Below are 16,404 nucleotides of genomic sequence, written 5' to 3'. Positions count from 1 at the left end.
GGCGATTTCCAGGCGCCGCGCCAGCGTCGCTTCCTGCCGTTCCCGGGTTCGGCGCTGTCCAAGCGGCCGCCGCCGTGGCTGCTGGTGGCCAACCTGCTGGATACGCAGAAGGTGTGGGGCATGACCCTGGCCGCGATCGAGCCGGACTGGGTCATCGCCGAGTTGCCGCACCTGCTGCTGCGCAAGCACTTCGACCCGCACTGGTCGCGCGCGCAGGGCCAGGTGCTGGCCTCCGAGCAGATCAGCCTGTTCGGCCTGGTGCTGGCGCCGAAAAAGCCGGTGCACTACGGCCGCATCGAACCGGGCGAAGCGCATGACATCTTCGTGCGCCAGGCGCTGGTGACCGGCGAGATCAACACACGCGCCAGCTTCGTGGCCGACAACCAGAAAGTGCTGGAGATCGCCCGCGAGGAAGAAGCCAAGCTGCGCCGTGCTGGCATCGTTGCCGACGAGGACTGGCAGGCGCGCTGGTACCTGGACAGGGTGCCGCCGCAGATCCATTCGGCCGCGGGGCTGGATACCTGGTGGAAGGGGCTGGCGCCGGAACAGCGCAAGACCCTGCACTGGTCGCTGGTCGATCTGTTGCCGGGTGAGGGCAGCGAACAGGAGCGTTACCCGAAGTACCTGCCGCTGGGCCAGGCGCGCCTGCCGCTGCATTACCGCTTCGAACCGGGTGCCGACGACGACGGCGTCACCCTGGATGTGCCGCTGCATCTGCTCAACGCGCTGGACCCGGTGCAACTGGGCTGGCTGGCGCCGGGTTTCGTCGCCGACAAGGCCTCGGCACTGATCCGCAGCCTGCCCAAGGCGATGCGCCGCAACTACGTGCCGGCACCGGACTTCGGCCGCGCGTTCTACGAGGCGTTCCCGCAGCCCAGCGCCGATGCCATTACCGGCGAACTGGCGCGCTTCCTGTCACGTGCGACCGGCGCAACGGTGACCGCGCTCGATTTCGAGCCTGGTTCGATCGAACCGCACCTGCACATGAACCTGCGGCTGCGCGACGAGCAGGGCAAGGTGCTGGCGACCTCGCGCGATCTGGACGCACTGCGCGCGAAATTCGGTGGTCGTGCCGGCGATGCCTTCGCTGCACGCGCTGGGCGCGAGATGGCCGCCGATGGCCTTCGCACGTTCCCGGCCACGCCGATTCCGCTGCAGGTACCCGGTGAAGCGGGCGTGCCGGCTTATCCGGCGCTGCTGGACGAGGGCGACAGCGTGGCGCTGCGCATCTTCGCCGATCGCCAGCAGGCGCTGGAGGCCCATCCGCTGGGCGTGCGCCGTCTGCTGGAGATTGCCCTGGCCGAGAAGGTGAAGCAGGCACGCAAGCAGCTGCCGGTCGGTGCCAAGACCGGCCTGTTGTATGCGGCGATCGAGTCGCAGGAGCGCCTGCGTGGTGACCTGGTCGATGCGGCGATGAACGCGGTGCTGGCCGAGGGCCTGGAAGACATCCGCGATGCGGCGGCCTTCGAACAGCGCCGTGAGCATGCGGCCAAGGCGTTGTTCGGCGAGGCCATGTCGCGGCTGAAACTGGCCGAGACCATCCTGGCCCTGGTGGCGGAACTGAAGCCGATGCTGGAAGCACCGTTGATGGGCTGGGCGCGCGGCAATCTGGACGACATGGAAGCGCAGCTGGTCGGCCTGATCCATCCCGGCTTCCTGCGCGATACGCCGGCTGACGCGCTGGCACAGTACCCGCGCTATCTGAAGGCGATGATCCTGCGCACAGAGCGCGCCAAGCGTGATCCGCCACGTGACCAGGCACGCATGCTGGAACTGCATCCGTTCCTGGAAGCGCTGGAAGCGGGGGAGCAGCAGGGACTGCGCGAGCGCCCGCAATGGCAGGCGCTGCGCTGGGATCTGGAAGAGCTGCGGGTGTCACTGTTCGCGCAGGAGCTGGGTGCGCGCACCGGCATCTCGGCGAAGAAGCTGGCGCAGCGGGTGACCGCATTGCGCCAGGCGTGACGTCGTGGGGGGCAGCACCCCCCCCCCCCCCCCGGGGGGGCGCCCCCCCCCCCCTCCGCCGTATCTGTACTGTGGACGCGTGCCAGAGTCCGACGCCCCCGACGAGCGCCCCGTCGACGACGCAGCCGAGCCTTCCGCCGCCCAGGGCGCGAGCGACGAGACGAGCGCGAGCGACGAGACATCCGCGGGCGGCGCGACGCGCGTCAAGCGGTCGGCGAAGAAGTCCGGAAAGAAGAAGCAGGGCAAGAAGACCAACTGGTTCGTCGAGGTGCTCGGGGTCCTCGTGATCGCCGGAATCCTGTCCTTCCTCCTGCAGAACTTCGTAGGCCACCAGTGGTACGTGCCGTCGGAGTCCATGGAGCCCACGCTCGTCGGATGCCAGGGCTGTACCGGCGATCGCATCGTCACGCAGAAGATCAGCTACTACGCGTCCGATCCGGAGCCCGGCGATGTGATCGTGTTCAAGGGTCCATCGGACTCGTGGAACATCGAGGGCGCGCCCAGTGTGCGCTCGTCCAACACCGTGGTGCGCGGGTTCCAGGAGGCGCTTTCCCTCGTCGGGCTCCAGCCACCCAACGAGAACGACCTCGTCAAGCGGGTCATCGCGACCGGCGGCCAGACGATCCAGTGTGTGGACGGACAGGGCGTCACGGTCGATGGCAAGAAGATATCGGAGCCCTATCTCGCGGAGACGGCGAAGCAGGCGGCACGGCAGGACCCCTGTTGGGGCACGCCGTTCGGGCCGATCAAGGTCCCGTCGGGCAACGTGTTCGTGATGGGCGACAACCGGATGAACTCCGCGGACTCGCGATTCCACATCGAAGACCAGTACCAGGGCACGGTGCCCAAGGCCGATATCCGCGGCAAGGTGGTCGCCGTCGTCTGGCCCGTCGGCCGCTGGCAGGTGGTCCACGCGGTGAACCCGCAGGCCTGAGGTGGGTGCGGGATGGCCCCCGCGACCGGTGGTCCGCTCGTCGTCGGGGCTCCGGACGCTGGAGCAGGTGCTCGGCAGGGCCGGTTTGGGGCCGGTGGCGGGTGTCGACGAGGCCGGTCGCGGGGCGTGCGCCGGGCCTATGACGGTGGCGGCGTGTGTACTGGCGCCGCACGCCATCGGCTCGCTCAAGGAACTCAACGACTCCAAGAAGCTCACCGAGGCTGCGCGCGAGAAGCTCTATCCGAAGATCGTGAAGTACGCGCTGAGCTGGTCGGTGGTGTCGATACCGGCTCCGGAGATCGATCGGATCGGCGTACACGTCGCGAACATCGAGGGAATGCGGCGTGCCGTCGCGGCACTCGACGTGTCGCCCGGTTACGTACTCATCGACGGGTTCCGGGTTCCGGGTTTGGCAGTGCCGTCACTGCCGGTGATCGGCGGCGACGCGTCCGCCGCCTGTATCGCCGCGGCCAGCGTCCTGGCGAAGGTGACGCGCGACCGCGTGATGGTGGAGCTCGACGACCACTTCCCGGGATACGGGTTCGCGGTGCATAAGGGGTACTCGACGGCGGTCCACATGGAGGCGCTCGACGAGTTGGGGCCGAGTAGCCAGCACCGGATGCGATACCAGAACGTGCGAGCGGCGCTCGAGGCGCAGCACGCCCGGGCGGCGGTGCTCACGGTCGGCGGTGCCGCTGCGCGATAGAGTGGATCGGTCGCCGAGCGAGAGGAGGACGATGGTGAGCGCGGAGGATCTCGAGAAGTACGAGAACGCGATGGAGCTGTCCATGTACCGCGAGTACAAGGATGTGCTGAGCCAGTTCACCTACGTGGTCGAGACCGAGCGGCGATTCTATCTGGCCAACGGGGTCGACATCGTGCCGCGGAACGCGGACGGCGAGGTCTACTTCGAGGTGCTGATGACCGACGCCTGGGTGTGGGACATGTACCGGCCGGCACGCTTCCTCAAGCGCGCCCGTGTCGTGACGTTCAAGGACGTCAACATCGAAGAGCTGGACAAGCCTGAGCTGCGGCTACCGGACTGACCTCGGCCAAGCGTAGCCGATCGTTCGCGCGTGGCCTTTAGTACGCTTCGCGCATGCGTTTCAATCCGCCGCCGAATTGGCCTCCGGTGCCCAAGGGGTGGCGCCCGGAGCCGGGCTGGCAGCCTGATCCGTCGTGGCCCGATCCGCCGGCCGGTTGGCAGCTGTGGGTCGGCCGGGACTCGCGCGACACACTGCGCTGGGTGGTAGCGATCGGCGCCCTGGTGGTCGTGCTGGCGCTCACCGCGGGCGGCGCCTACTGGGTGTATCTCCGCTCGTCGTTCCACTGCTGGAACGGGGAGCGCGGAACGAAGGGCCAGTGCACCCCCATCGTCGGCGTCGAGGGGCTCACCTGGATCGCACCCGCCCTGCACGACCTGAACGGGAAGACGGTGGCAGGCCGGTCGTGCGGGTCGGCGCCGCAGACCGACCGAGCGCGGAGTTCCGCCGAGGCCGTCGAGTGCTCCTGGCCGACGGCGCGAGTCACGGTAGACGTCGAACGGTACGCGAGTGCGCAGGCCGTTCCGCGCGGGAAGGCACGGGAGCAGTGGCTCGTGGGTGGCGATCGGTACGGGCTCTCGCAGCTGACCACCGACTCGTCGGGCGGGGCGGAGCGCACGCTGATCTACGACGGACAGCCGTACGTCATCACGGTGTCCGGCGCGTCCGCCGACGTGGTTTCCGCGGTATCGGGTATGGCTTTCCGCTCGCTGCACGCGATTCGAGACGGCGGTGGCCGGTAGACGTCGCGAACCTACCAGGCGACCCCGATATGTCGCCGTTCTCGCGGCCGACCCTGTGCATCGTGCGGTGACCATACATATCTCTGTGGATAACCCTGTACACCAACGGAATTCATACCCGCACCGCCCGTCATAGTTGTGGTGTGGACAGGATGACGCTGGGGAAGTCGGGTGAGGACACCGCCTGCGAGTACCTCACCGGTCGGGGCTGGAAGGTGGTGGACCGCAACTGGCGGTTCTCAGGTGGCGGGTTGCGAGGTGAGCTCGACGTGGTGGCGCTCGCCGTCGACGGCACGCTCGCCGTGGTCGAGGTGAAGACCCGCTCGGGCAGCGGGTACGGCTCGGGATTCGACGCCGTGACACCGCGGAAGGTGGCGCAGTTGCGGGCACTGACCGCGCAGTGGCTGCTCGCGCATTCACAGCGGTTCGCGCGCGTGCGGATCGACGTGATCGAGGTGTTCGCGCCTCCGGGCGGCCCGATCACACTGGAGCACCGCGAAGCCGTCGCCTGATGGCGGGTTTGGGCCGGGTGCACTCGGTGGCGGTGGTGGGCGTCGACGGCGCCGTCGTGGAGATCGAGTGCTGCATCAGTCCGGGCCTGCCCGGCGTCACTCTGGTGGGGCTGCCCGACGCGGTGCTCCGCGAGTCGCGGGACCGGATCAGGTCGGCGATATCCAATCTGGGCAACAAGTTTCCCGACACGAGGGTGACGATCGCCCTCTCGCCGGCGACCCTGCGCAAGATCGGTTCGGTCTACGACCTACCCATGGCCGTGGCGATATTGCGGGCGGATGGCAAGGTCCCGGCCGATCGGCTCCGCGGCACGGCGTTGTTGGGTGAGCTCGCGCTCGACGGCCGTGTGCGTCATGTCCGCGGGATCCTGCCCGCCACGCTCGCGGCGCGCAGCGGTGGGTTCGCACGGGTGATCGTGCCGGCCGAGGATCTGGGGGAGGCCGGCCTTGTAGACGGTCTCGAGGTATTGGGCGCGGCTCATCTGGGCGAGGTCGCGGATTGGCTGCGTGGCGAGGCCCGGTTGGCGGAGCCGGGGCCGCCTCCGGTGCCCGACGAGGCCCTGCTGGGCCCCGATCTCGCGGACGTCGCGGGCCAGGACGAGGCCAAGTACGCGCTCGAGGTCGCGGCGGCCGGCGCGCATCATCTGCTGCTCACAGGGCCGCCTGGGATCGGGAAGACGATGCTGGCGTCGCGTCTGCCCGGGATCCTCCCCGCCCTCGGCGAGCGGGAGGCGTTGGAGGTCAGCGCAATCCATTCGATCGCGGGCGCGTTGCCGGCGGATCGCCCCCTGTTGCGGGTGCCGCCGTTCGTCGCACCCCATCAGACGTCCTCGGTGCCCGCGCTGGTCGGGGGAGGCAGCGGGCTGGCGCGGCCTGGTGCCGTATCGCTGGCCCACCGCGGCGTGCTCTTCCTGGACGAGTGCCCGGAGATGTCGCCGAAGTCGTTGGAGGCTTTGCGGACCCCGCTCGAGGAGGGTGCGATCCGGTTGGCCCGGCGCGACGGTGTGGTCACATACCCCGCGCGTTTCCAACTGGTACTCGCGGCCAACCCATGCCCATGTGCGCCTGCCCGTGACAGCGACTGCACATGTAGCTCGACCGTGCGCCGACGATACCTCGGCAGGCTGTCCGGCCCGCTGCTCGACCGCGTCGACCTGCGGGTGCGGATGGAGCCGCCGGGCAACGAGGCGCTGCGCGGGGACGACGGATTCGCAGGCTCGTCCGAGGCGAGCGGCGCCATCCGGGCCCGCGTCGAGGCGGCACGGCGCGCTGCATGCGAGAGATGGTCGGCCGACGGCTGGATCACGAATGCGGAGGTGCCCGGAGCGGCACTGCGGCGTAGGTACAGGCTCGCACCCGCGGCCTTGAAGCCGGTCGAGGCGTTCCTGCGGGAGGGGAGATTGACCGCGCGCGGTGCGGATCGGACGCTGCGGGTCGCGTGGACGATCGGCGACCTGCGCGGTATGGACGCGCCGGGCGAGGCCGAGGTGTACGAGGCGCTGTCCTTCCGCGACCGCGGGTGGACCTGACGTACGACGGCAGGAGGGGAGTCGTGGGGGAGCAGAAGGCAGGTAGTGGCAACGACGCGGGTGGGGGCGGCATCGATGATGCTCGGCGCGCCTATGCGCTCCTGACAAGGTTGGTCGAGGCACCCAGCGCTGCGATGCGCGGGTTGATCGACGAGTTCGGCGCCGTCGAGACGGCGGACATGCTGTGCCGGGGGCTGCCGCCACCGGGTTTCGAGGCGCTCGTCTCGGCCACGGCCGCGCGGGTCGAGGATCTGTGCAGCGGCGGTGACCCACTCGACAGGGCGGACGCAGACCTACGCCACGTGGCGCGCCTCGGCGGTCGCCTCGTAGTCCCCGAGGATCCGGAATGGCCGGCGTGGGCGCTGCACCCCCTCGCCGAGCGCGTGCGGCCGCCGGACGGCGGGCACGACGACGAGTGGCGGGAGCTGCGGCCGTTCGCGCTGTGGGTCGTGGGCGCGGGCCGGCTCGACGAGCTCTTGGATCGTGCCGTGGCCCTGGTGGGGACCCGGGCACCGTCGTCGTATGGCGAGCACGTCGCGCGCTGGTTCGCAGGAGACCTTGCGGCCCAGGGGTTTACGGTTGTATCGGGCGGAGCTTACGGGATCGACGCGGCTGCGCATCGCGGCGCTCTCGCGTCGGGCGGGGCCACGGTGGCGATCCTAGGTGCGGGCGTCGACCGGCCCTATCCCGCTGGACATGCGCAGTTGTTCCGGGCGATGGGGGAGCGGGGCGCCCTCGTGAGTGAGTACCCGCCCGGTACGCCCCCGGGTCGGCACCGATTCCTCAACCGGAACCGATTGGTGGCGTGCGCTACTCGGGGTGTTGTGGTGGTGGAGGCGGGGCTTCGCTCGGGGACCAGGAACACGGCGTCGTGGGCGGCGCGGCGCTCGCTTCCTGTGTGCGCCGTGCCGGGGCCTGTCACGACCGCCACGTCGGTCACGTGCCATACGTTGATCCGTGATGGAGCAGAGTTGGTGACCTCGGCAGCCGACGTGGTCTTCAGGTGTGGCGCCGCGGGGGAGATGGCGCCCCAACCAGAGGCCCCCGCTCGCCCGACCGACGGCCTGACGCCAGCGCAGTTGCAGGTGCACGACGCGTTTCCGGCCCGTTCCGAGCTCGGTGTGTCCGAACTCGCTAGGAGATCGGGACAGCCGCCCGCGTCGGTGCGTGCGGCGCTGACAGTGCTCGAGCTGCGCGAACTGGTGGAGCCGGCCGGTGCACGGTGGCGCCTCGTGCGTCGTGGAGACCGCGAACGGGAGGTGTGATGTCCGCGTACACGTGAGGAGGTTGTTCATGGGACGCATATAGGAGACGTGCCGGGGAACGCGTCCGGCGGAGAACGGACGGTGCTGCCCCACCGGGCGCGCGCCGCGTCGTCATCCGGTCTGCCTCCCGTGCGGCACTACCCTGGGGCATGTGACCACAGATCCGGACATCGAATGCGCACTAGCTGGGTACGAGACGTACCTGCGGCTGGAGCGCGGGCGTTCGGAGCACACCGTGCGGGCATACCTCGCCGACCTGCGCGGGCTGCTGGCGTTCGCGGCCGAACGGGAGGTCGGCCTCCAGGCGCTGGATCTGCAGACGCTGCGTGCATGGCTGGGTGAGCGCGCCACGGCCGGGGCCGCGCGCACGACACTCGCACGACAGGCCTCGGCGGCGCGGACGTTCACCGCCTGGGCGGCGCGGACGGGTCACGTCGAATCGGACTCCGGAGTGCGGCTGCGGGCGCCGCGCGCACAGCGCACCCTGCCCGCCGTGGCGACCGCATCGGACGCGTCGGCGGCGCTTGCGAACGCCGCGTCTGGTGCGGCTGAGGGCGATCCGGTGGCGCTGCGGGACCACGCGATCGTGGAGTTGTTGTACGCCACGGGGATTCGCGTGTCGGAGCTGTGCGGACTGGATGTCGGCGGAGTGGAACCCGGGCGTCGCGTCGTGCGCGTCATCGGCAAAGGAGACAAGGAGCGCGTCGTGCCCTATGGTGTGCCCGCCGCTGCTGCCGTGGACCGCTGGCTGTCCGAGGGGCGCCCCGCGCTGGTCAATGAGAAGTCCGGAGGCGCACTGTTTCTCGGGGTGCGCGGCGGCCGGCTCGATCCGCGCGCGGCGCGCACCGTCGTCCATCAGGTCACATCGAGCGTGCCCGGTGCGAGGGAACTCGCTCCGCACGGATTACGTCACAGCGCGGCGACGCATCTGCTCGAGGGCGGGGCGGATCTACGTGTCGTGCAGGAGCTGCTCGGCCACAGCTCGCTGGCCACGACGCAGCTCTACACCCACGTCTCGGTCGCACGGCTGCGCGCAGCACACGAACAGGCGCATCCGCGGGCATGACCGGCGCGGGTCCGACCGGCCGCCAGCCTGCCCGCGCGGCCGCACGGGAGCGCCTGTGCCATCGGATCAGCTGTTGTCGTTCTTCTCCTTCTTGCCTCGCCAGGCCCGCTCGAACGGCAGCCGCCACGCGTTCGGCGCGATCAGCTGGTGGATCGAGTTGGGGCCCCACGAGCCGGGCGGGTACTGCTTCACGGGCGGCGGGTTGTCCAGCAGCGGGATCGACCGCTCCCAGAGGGATTCGATGCCGTCCGCGGTGTTGAACAGGGTGTGGTCCCCCAGCATGGCATCGAGGATCAGGCGTTCGTAGGCCTCGAGCACGTCGTCGGACTGGCCGGTCTCCTCGGTCGAGAACTGCATCGAGAGCTTCTCCAGCCGCATCCCCGGACCGGGCCGTTTGCCGTAGAAGGACAGCGACACCTTCGACTCGTCGGCCAGGTCGAAGGTCAGGTGATCGGGTCCCTGCGCACCGATTCCGGAACCAGACGGGAACATGGACTTGGGGGCTTCCTTGAAGGCGATGGAGATGATCCGCATGCCCTCCGCCATCTTCTTGCCCGTGCGCAGGTAGAACGGCACACCGGCCCAGCGCCAGTTGTCGATGCGGGCACGTAGCGCGATGAAGGTCTCGGTGTCCGACTCGGGGTTGACTCCCTGCTCCTCGCGGTAGCCGGCGTACTGCCCGCGCACGACGTCCTCCGGGCGGATGGGCTGCAGTGAGCGGAAGACCTTGTTCTTCTCCTCCGAGATGGCGCGCGGCTCGAGGGCGGTGGGCGACTCCATGGCAACGAACGCCATCACCTGGAACAGGTGCGTGACCACCATGTCCTTGTAGGCGCCGGTCGGCTCGTAGAACGCGGCACGGGCGTCGAGGCCGAGGGACTCGGGTATGTCGATCTGCACGTGGTCGATGAAGTTGCGGTTCCAGATCGGCTCGAACAGGCCGTTCGCGAACCGGAAGGCGAGGATGTTCTGCGCGGCCTCCTTGCCCAGGAAATGGTCGATCCGGAAGATCTGCCGCTCCTTGAAAGTCCGGTGCACCTCGGCATTGAGGGCGATGGCGCTCTCCAGGTCCTCACCGAAGGGCTTCTCCATGATCACGCGCGAGCGGTCGACGAGGTGCGCGTCCTTGATCATGTCGATCACCGCACCCGCGGCCTTAGGCGGTACGGACATGTAGTGCAGCCGACGGGGTTTGCCACCCATCTGCGATTCCGCCTCGGCGACCTTCGCCGCCAACGCCCCGGCTCCGTTCGGCTGCGGCACGTACGACAGCAGCGGGGCGAACCTCGCCCACTGTTCGTCGGTCAGCTTGCGCGCTCCTACGTCCTCGATCGACGTGCGCGCGAAGTCGCGGAACTGCTCGTCCGTCATGTCCTCGAGCGAGGATCCGATCACTCGCATGTCCGCGGTCAGTTCGGAGACGGCGAGGTAGCCGAGCCCGCACAGCAGCTTGCGGCGGGCGAGGTCGCCGGTCGCACCGAAGAGCACGACGACCGTCGGGTCGGCCTCGGGATGGTGCTTGTTGGAACGTGCTGCGGGGCTGGGATAGGCGATGGTCTGCGCGGTCCGCAGGCGCTCGGCGGCGTCCTCGATATCCGCCTCTTCGTCTGTCACGTCGGTCGGTTCGGTGGGATTCGTGTCGTCCACATCGGACATAGTGTCACCGATCAGCCGAACGCGCTGGTCACCTACGATTCCGGCGGGTCGCCACCGAGCGGCAGGAGCCGCACCGGCGCGGACCCGATCAGCAGGCGGGGGTCGAAGTAGTGCGCTGCGTGTCCGGAGCCCCGACGTAGGCCCCAGTGCAGGCATGCCTCGACCGGGCAGCCCGGATGCCCGGCGGCGACGGCCGCCAGTGGGCTACCGGCGTCGACGGTGTCGCCCACCGCAACGGCCGGCGCGGCGAGTGGCTCGTAGGTGGTGAGGAGCCCGTTCGGGTGGAGTACGGACGCGACCATCGTGCCGTCGACGATGCCGACGAAGTGCACGGTGCCCGGCCCGGCCGCGTACACCGTCTGGCCGGCAGCCGCTTCCAGGTCGACCCCACGGTGCCCACGCTCCCAGCGCTGCGCGGGCGCGGAGAACTCCCGCGCCACGTGCGGTCGCGGCCGGAGCGGCCAGGCGTAGGCCGCGGCGGCGGCGGGTGCGGCGCATGACAGCGGGGCACAGCCGAGCAGGAACAACAGGATCAGGATCTTCGGCCGCATGGGGTGATCCTGGCTCGGAACACCGACAGGTTTCGGCCGCCCCGAAGTGGGCGTGCGCGGCCGTTCTAGGCCGGCTCGTCCCCATCGTGATCTGCTGAGCCCGAGTCGCCCGTACCCGAATCCCTTGAACCCGAGTCGCCCCTGCCGCCCGATCCGCCACCGCGGGCCCATTGGCCGAACCGGCGGCCCAGGTCGGTCACGCCGTCGGCGGCGGCGCCCGCTACGGATCCGACGGCGTTGCCCATGTCCCGCAGCGTGGACACGAGCGGGTCGCCGGACGCATCGAAGTCGGTGCGGTACGAGCGGGCCGCATCGCGGACGTCGTCCCCGATGTCTGCACCGGCGTCGTCGCCGCGGCGGGGATAGGTACCCCCGAGGATCGCCCCGTAGGCGCCGCGCTCGACCCAGCGGTTGAGGTCCGCGGCGCGCAGCACCGCGAACGGGTGCGTCTGCAGCTCGAGGTTCAGCAGCTTGAGGACACCGTCGCGTAGGTCGCCCGTGCGTTCGTAGTCGGCGGCCTGTGCGAGAAAGCGCTGGGTGTCCATCTCGTCGAGGCGGGTGCCGCCTGCCATCTTCATGTGCGACCGGAGTGCCACGTCGGGATCCTGGACGCACAGCAGGCCCGCACGGTCGCCCGAGAGCTCGGATTTGCGTTGCCATTCGAGCAATGCGGCGACCACGGCGCGTAGCGCCCATCCGCCGATGGGCATCCAGCCGAAGCTCGCCGCCAGCCGCATCAGGTGCATGAGCATCGTGCGGTACACCGCGTGGCCCGACATCGCATGGCCCAGCTCGTGGCCGACTACGAAGCGTAGTTCCTCGACGTTCAACAGGTCGAGCAGGCCGGAGGTCAAGACGATGAATGGCGTGTCCATGCCGATGGTGAACGCATTCGGCTGGGGATCCTGCGCCACGAACATCTCCGGGACAGTGGGGGAGTCGAGTGTCCGGACGCAATCCGCGCGCAGTCCGTGCAGCGTTGGGAACTGGCGCTCGTCCACGCGGATCGCGGACCCGAGGTAGAGCAGCCGGTGCTGCCGCTCGCGCAGCAGCGCCGAGAGCGTCTTGAGTATCGTGTCGAAGCCTTTGAGGCTGCGTAGGGTCGTGAGGGCCGCGCGATCGGACGGGTGCTCCCATGCGCGCGTGCTGATCTCGGGGAATTCGACGAACATACGGGCCGGAAGATCGGTCATGAATCCACGCTAACGGCAGGTGGTTGGCGGCGGCTTGGAACGCGGCAGGCCCCTCACGATCCGGTCCGCCTGGCGATCAGGAAGGCGACGACGGCCACCACCGAGCACGCGAGCATCGCGACGGCGAGCGCTGTCGGGTCGGCCCCGCCGAGGCCGGCGACGGCGCCCGCGATGCCGCCCACGGCGAAACGCAGCGCACCAAGCAGCGCGGAAGCCGTGCCGGCGACGTCCCCGTGGTCGTCGAGTGCGAGCGCTGCGAGCGTGGCCAGGGTGAGTGGCACCCACATCACGGACAGGAACAGGCACACGATCACGCCCCACATCCCGAGGGTGACCGAGGCGACCAGCATGGCAACGCAGGCGGCGGTCATCGCGGCCAGGGCGACGCGCAGCGTCGCCGTCGGGCTGACCCGGCCGAGCAGCCGTCCGCCCGCCAGGTTCACGCACAGCAGGCCGGCCGAGTTCGCTGCGAACAGGATGCCGAACTGGGCTTCGGTGAATCCGTAGCCGTCCTGGAACACGAACGGCGACGTCGAGATGTAGGAGAACAGTGTGGCGAACGCGAACGCTCCCGCGATCGACAGGCACACGAATCGTGGATCCCGGGAGAGCGTGCCGACCGCCTCCGCGAGGTGATTTAGCCGCAGCTCGGCGCGGCGCGCGGCGGGGAGGGACTCAGGGATCCACCGCCAGGCGGCCCCGAGCAACACCACGCCGGTGCCTGCGAGCACGTAGAACAGCCCGCGCCAGTCCATCACCCGGAGCAACTGCGCCCCGGCGACCGGCGCGAGGATCGGCGCGATGCCACCCACGGCCATGAGGCTCGAGATGAGCTTGGCGGCGTCCACGCCCGAGTAGAGGTCGCGCACTATGGCCAGAGACAGCACCACCCCGGCAGAACCGGCGAGGCCCTGAATCAGCCGGAACGCGTCGAGGAGGTACACCGTCGGTGCCAGCGCACACAGCAGGGAAGCGACCACGAACACCGCGACCCCGCCGAGCATCGGTCGCCGCCGCCCTACAGCGTCGGACAGTGGGCCTATGAAGAGCTGCCCCAGCGCGAGCCCGACGAGACACGTTGTGAGCGTGACCTGGATCTGGGGCTGCGATGCGTGCAGATCGCTTGCGGCCTCGGGGAGAGATGGGAGGTACAGGTCCGTCGTGATCGGGCCGAACGCCGACAGTGCGCCGAGGACCAGCGCGAGACGGAGCCGGTTCGTCCCTGTGCGCGCCGACACGGGCCTCACAGTGTGAGCACCAGCCGCGACGTCCCGACGTCCTCGGTCCACGCGCCCGCTATATCCGCCGCGGGGCGGGCCGTGACGTCCATCCGGATGCCGAGCTCGACGATCGTCGAGAGCATCGCCGGTGCCGCCGCGAGCGCCTGTTCCCGCGAGAAGGAGCCGATCCCGCTGCCGACGATCCGTACGTCGGTCGAACGCAACAGCGCGGCCGGCACCTGCGCGGTGGCGCCGGCCGCGGCCCCGACCTCGACGTACACGGCCGGTCCACGTTTGGCCAGCGCCACCAGTGCGGACTCGGCTGGCCGGCCCCACAGATAATCGACCACGACGTCGATCTTCTCCTCTCGCAAGGCGTTCCGCAGGCCGTCGTCGGGGAGTGTGAGATCGATGGTCGCGTCCGCACCCACCGCCTGGAGGATGTCGCGGTTGCGTCCGGCGGCGACGACCCTCGCGCCGAAGTGCCGCGCGAGGGGCACCGCGACTCGGCCGGAGGCGCCGGTCGCGCCCAGGACGAGCACCGTCTGACCCGGCTCGACTCGTGCGCGCAGGGTCAGCGCCATCCACGACGACAGTGCGGCGTTCACGACCGCCGCCGCCTGCGCATCCGAGAGGGCGTCCGGCACGGGAATCAGCGACGCGCGCGGCACGTACAGGTGCTCGGCGACGGTGCCTCGTGCGTTCACGTATACGCGCGTGCCGTCGTCGGTCCGGCCGACGCCGTCGACACCGGCGATCCCGCCCGGATCGGCCGGGCTCGAGTAGTGCGTTCCGTCCGCGACGCCGCGGGCCAGGTTGTGGATCGCGACCGCGCTCATGGTGACCCGCTCGGTCGCTGGTCCGGCAACGGGGGCCGGGACCTCGCCCCAGACCGGCGACTGGCGGTGGGTGGTGATCGCTGCCTTCATGACTGCCTCCTTAACGATGTTAAGTCGAAACGTACCTTAATGGCGTTAAGCTGTCGACCATGGCGCTCACCAGACCCGATATCGTGGCGACTGCACTGTCGGTGCTCGACGAGCAGGGCCTGGACGGTCTCACGCTTCGCCGCATCGCGGATCGGCTCGGTGTCAAGGCGCCCGCTCTGTACTGGCATCTCCCCGACAAGAAGGCACTCGTCGACGAGATGGCCACCGAGTTGATGAGGCGGGCCGTCGCGGGCTACCCCGAACCCGGCACGGCCGGGTGGCGGGACGTCGTCGTCGACTCCGCCGCGCATCTGCGCGCCGTGCTGCGAGCCCACCGTGACGGGGCCCGCGTGTTCAGCGGATCGCGGCTCACCGACCCGGAGGTGATCGCCGAGCTCGAGCGGCCGTTGCGCGTGCTCGTGGACGTCGGGTTCGCGGAGCGCGACGCAGCGCTCGCGTGGTCGACGCTGCGCGACCTGGTCGTCGGCTTCGTCATCGAGGAGCAGGAGGTGTATGGACCGGACGGTTCCGTGCGTGAGGCGTACCGCCCCGAGCTGCGGGCTTCCGTCATCGACCCCGAGCGCCACCCGCTTGCCCACCGTTCGGGTCCTACGGCGTGGGGCGGTGCGGACGAGCGGTTCGCGGATGCGGTGCGCTTCCTCGTCGACGGTATGGCCGCCCGCCTGGCGTGACGCGTGATTTCGCCGAGCAGCGGCTGCCGCGTAGACTGACGGGCGCACTCCGTCCAGATGGCGGGGTGACTTCGCGTGTTCATCAGCGCCCCAGGGCGTGCCCACGTCGCGCGGTCCCTCACGGGGTGCGGCGGGGCTGGACACCAGGACACCGTGCTTCGCCCCGAAAAAGGGACGCGGACGCGGTGTGAACAACTGCGATATGACAAGGAGTGACGAATGGCTGTCGTCACCATGAAGCAGCTGCTGGACAGCGGCGCACACTTCGGGCACCAGACCCGCCGGTGGAACCCGAAGATGAAGCGGTTCATCTTCACCGACCGCAACGGCATCTACATCATCGACCTGCAGCAGACGCTGACGTACATCGACAAGGCGTACGAGTTCGTCAAGGAGACCGTTGCCCATGGCGGCACCGTGCTCTTCGTCGGCACCAAGAAGCAGGCCCAGGAGTCCATCGCCGAGGAGGCGACCCGCGTCGGCATGCCGTACGTGAACCAGCGCTGGCTGGGCGGCATGCTCACCAACTTCCAGACGGTCCACAAGCGCCTTCAGCGTATGAAGGAGCTGGAGACCATGGAGCAGACCGGCGGCTTCGAAGGGCGCACCAAGAAGGAGATTCTCATGCTCACGCGTGAGAAGAACAAGCTGGAGCGCACCCTCGGCGGTATCCGCGATATGGCCAAGGTGCCGTCGGCGATCTGGGTCGTGGACACCAACAAGGAGCACATCGCCGTCGGCGAGGCTCGCAAGCTGAACATCCCGGTCATCGCGATCCTGGACACCAACTGCGATCCCGACCTGGTCGACTACCCGATCCCGGGCAACGACGACGCGATCCGCTCGGCCGCCCTGCTCACCAAGGTCGTCGCATCTGCGGTGGCCGAGGGCGTGCAGTCGCGCGCCGGCGCCTCCGCGGGCGACGCGAAGCCCGAGGGCGCGGCCGACGGCGAGCCGCTGGCCGAGTGGGAGCAGGAGCTCCTGGCGCAGGCCGCCACCGGTGCCGGAGAGGCGGAGGCCGCCGAGGCCAAGGCCACCGAGGCTCCGGCCGCCGCCGCGGAGTAGTCCTCCCGTTACTTCGGTGGGGGGGGCGGGCCCCCCCCCCCCCC

16 protein-coding genes are annotated in these 16,404 nt (G+C 69.6%); 11 read left to right on the top strand and 5 right to left on the bottom strand.

Annotated elements, in window-relative coordinates:
- From P0W64_RS22090 to P0W64_RS22050, 9 genes are all read left to right on the top strand, one after another.
- On the top strand, positions 1-1,962 hold a 1,962-nt coding region (locus P0W64_RS22090; protein ID WP_275482352.1), incomplete at its 5' end, for a DUF3418 domain-containing protein.
- 79 nt (positions 1,963-2,041) lie between these two features.
- Positions 2,042-2,896 (top strand): signal peptidase I, encoded by an 855-nt coding sequence (gene lepB, locus P0W64_RS22085; RefSeq protein ID WP_275482351.1) that lies wholly within the window; start codon positions 2,042-2,044, stop codon positions 2,894-2,896.
- A 1-nt stretch (position 2,897) separates the two neighbouring features.
- Positions 2,898-3,602 (top strand): ribonuclease HII, encoded by a 705-nt coding sequence (locus P0W64_RS22080; RefSeq protein WP_275482350.1) that lies wholly within the window; start codon positions 2,898-2,900, stop codon positions 3,600-3,602.
- 34 nt (positions 3,603-3,636) lie between these two features.
- Complete coding sequence (locus P0W64_RS22075; protein ID WP_275482349.1) at positions 3,637-3,942, top strand: DUF2469 domain-containing protein; 306 nt, start codon at positions 3,637-3,639, stop codon at positions 3,940-3,942.
- 53 nt (positions 3,943-3,995) lie between these two features.
- The gene (locus P0W64_RS22070) at positions 3,996-4,682 is read left to right on the top strand and encodes a hypothetical protein (protein WP_275482348.1); all 687 of its coding nucleotides are present in this window, start codon (positions 3,996-3,998) and stop codon (positions 4,680-4,682) included.
- A gap of 152 nt (positions 4,683-4,834) precedes the next feature.
- Entirely contained in the window at positions 4,835-5,194 is a 360-nt protein-coding gene (locus P0W64_RS22065) for a YraN family protein (RefSeq protein WP_275482354.1), read from the top strand.
- Positions 5,194-6,723, top strand: a complete 1,530-nt coding sequence (locus P0W64_RS22060) for a YifB family Mg chelatase-like AAA ATPase (RefSeq protein ID WP_275482346.1) — start codon at positions 5,194-5,196, stop codon at positions 6,721-6,723. The genes P0W64_RS22065 and P0W64_RS22060 overlap by 1 nt, the downstream gene beginning before the upstream one ends.
- 23 nt (positions 6,724-6,746) lie before the next feature.
- A complete protein-coding gene (gene dprA / locus P0W64_RS22055) occupies positions 6,747-7,988 on the top strand; it encodes a DNA-processing protein DprA (protein WP_275482345.1) in 1,242 nt (413 codons plus the stop codon).
- A gap of 151 nt (positions 7,989-8,139) precedes the next feature.
- Complete coding sequence (locus tag P0W64_RS22050; RefSeq protein ID WP_275482344.1) at positions 8,140-9,054, top strand: tyrosine recombinase XerC; 915 nt, start codon at positions 8,140-8,142, stop codon at positions 9,052-9,054.
- 66 nt (positions 9,055-9,120) lie between these two features.
- On the opposite strand, the gene zwf is transcribed toward P0W64_RS22050, so the two are convergent.
- The 5 genes from zwf to P0W64_RS22025 form a co-directional block, all read right to left on the bottom strand.
- Positions 9,121-10,626 carry a glucose-6-phosphate dehydrogenase gene (gene zwf, locus P0W64_RS22045; RefSeq protein WP_275482353.1) on the bottom strand — a complete coding sequence of 502 codons (1,506 nt, stop codon included), beginning with the start codon at positions 10,624-10,626 and terminating at the stop codon, positions 9,121-9,123.
- Between the two features lie 116 nt (positions 10,627-10,742).
- Entirely contained in the window at positions 10,743-11,261 is a 519-nt protein-coding gene (locus P0W64_RS22040) for a M23 family metallopeptidase (RefSeq protein ID WP_275482342.1), read from the bottom strand.
- A 65-nt stretch (positions 11,262-11,326) separates the two neighbouring features.
- Complete coding sequence (locus P0W64_RS22035) at positions 11,327-12,454, bottom strand: M48 family metallopeptidase (RefSeq protein WP_275482341.1); 1,128 nt, start codon at positions 12,452-12,454, stop codon at positions 11,327-11,329.
- Between the two features lie 53 nt (positions 12,455-12,507).
- The gene (locus P0W64_RS22030; protein ID WP_275482339.1) at positions 12,508-13,692 is read right to left on the bottom strand and encodes a multidrug effflux MFS transporter; all 1,185 of its coding nucleotides are present in this window, start codon (positions 13,690-13,692) and stop codon (positions 12,508-12,510) included.
- Positions 13,693-13,697: 5 nt separating this feature from the next.
- On the bottom strand, positions 13,698-14,603 hold the full coding sequence (locus P0W64_RS22025) for a zinc-binding dehydrogenase (RefSeq protein WP_275482338.1): 906 nt from the start codon (positions 14,601-14,603) through the stop codon (positions 13,698-13,700).
- Positions 14,604-14,662: 59 nt separating this feature from the next.
- Here P0W64_RS22025 and P0W64_RS22020 point away from each other — a divergent pair, with 59 nt between their 5' ends.
- Positions 14,663-15,295, top strand: coding sequence for a TetR/AcrR family transcriptional regulator C-terminal domain-containing protein (locus tag P0W64_RS22020; RefSeq protein WP_275482336.1), 633 nt, complete (start codon positions 14,663-14,665; stop codon positions 15,293-15,295).
- A 219-nt stretch (positions 15,296-15,514) separates the two neighbouring features.
- Positions 15,515-16,360, top strand: coding sequence for a 30S ribosomal protein S2 (gene rpsB / locus P0W64_RS22015; RefSeq protein WP_275482335.1), 846 nt, complete (start codon positions 15,515-15,517; stop codon positions 16,358-16,360).
- Positions 16,361-16,404: the final 44 nt, after the last annotated feature.

The sequence above is a fragment of the Tsukamurella sp. 8F genome, assembly GCF_029167375.1.
Taxonomy (GTDB): Bacteria; Actinomycetota; Actinomycetes; order Mycobacteriales; family Mycobacteriaceae; genus Tsukamurella.
Note: the sequence above shows the minus strand (reverse complement) of the source record. Positions and strands in the feature narration are given on the sequence as shown.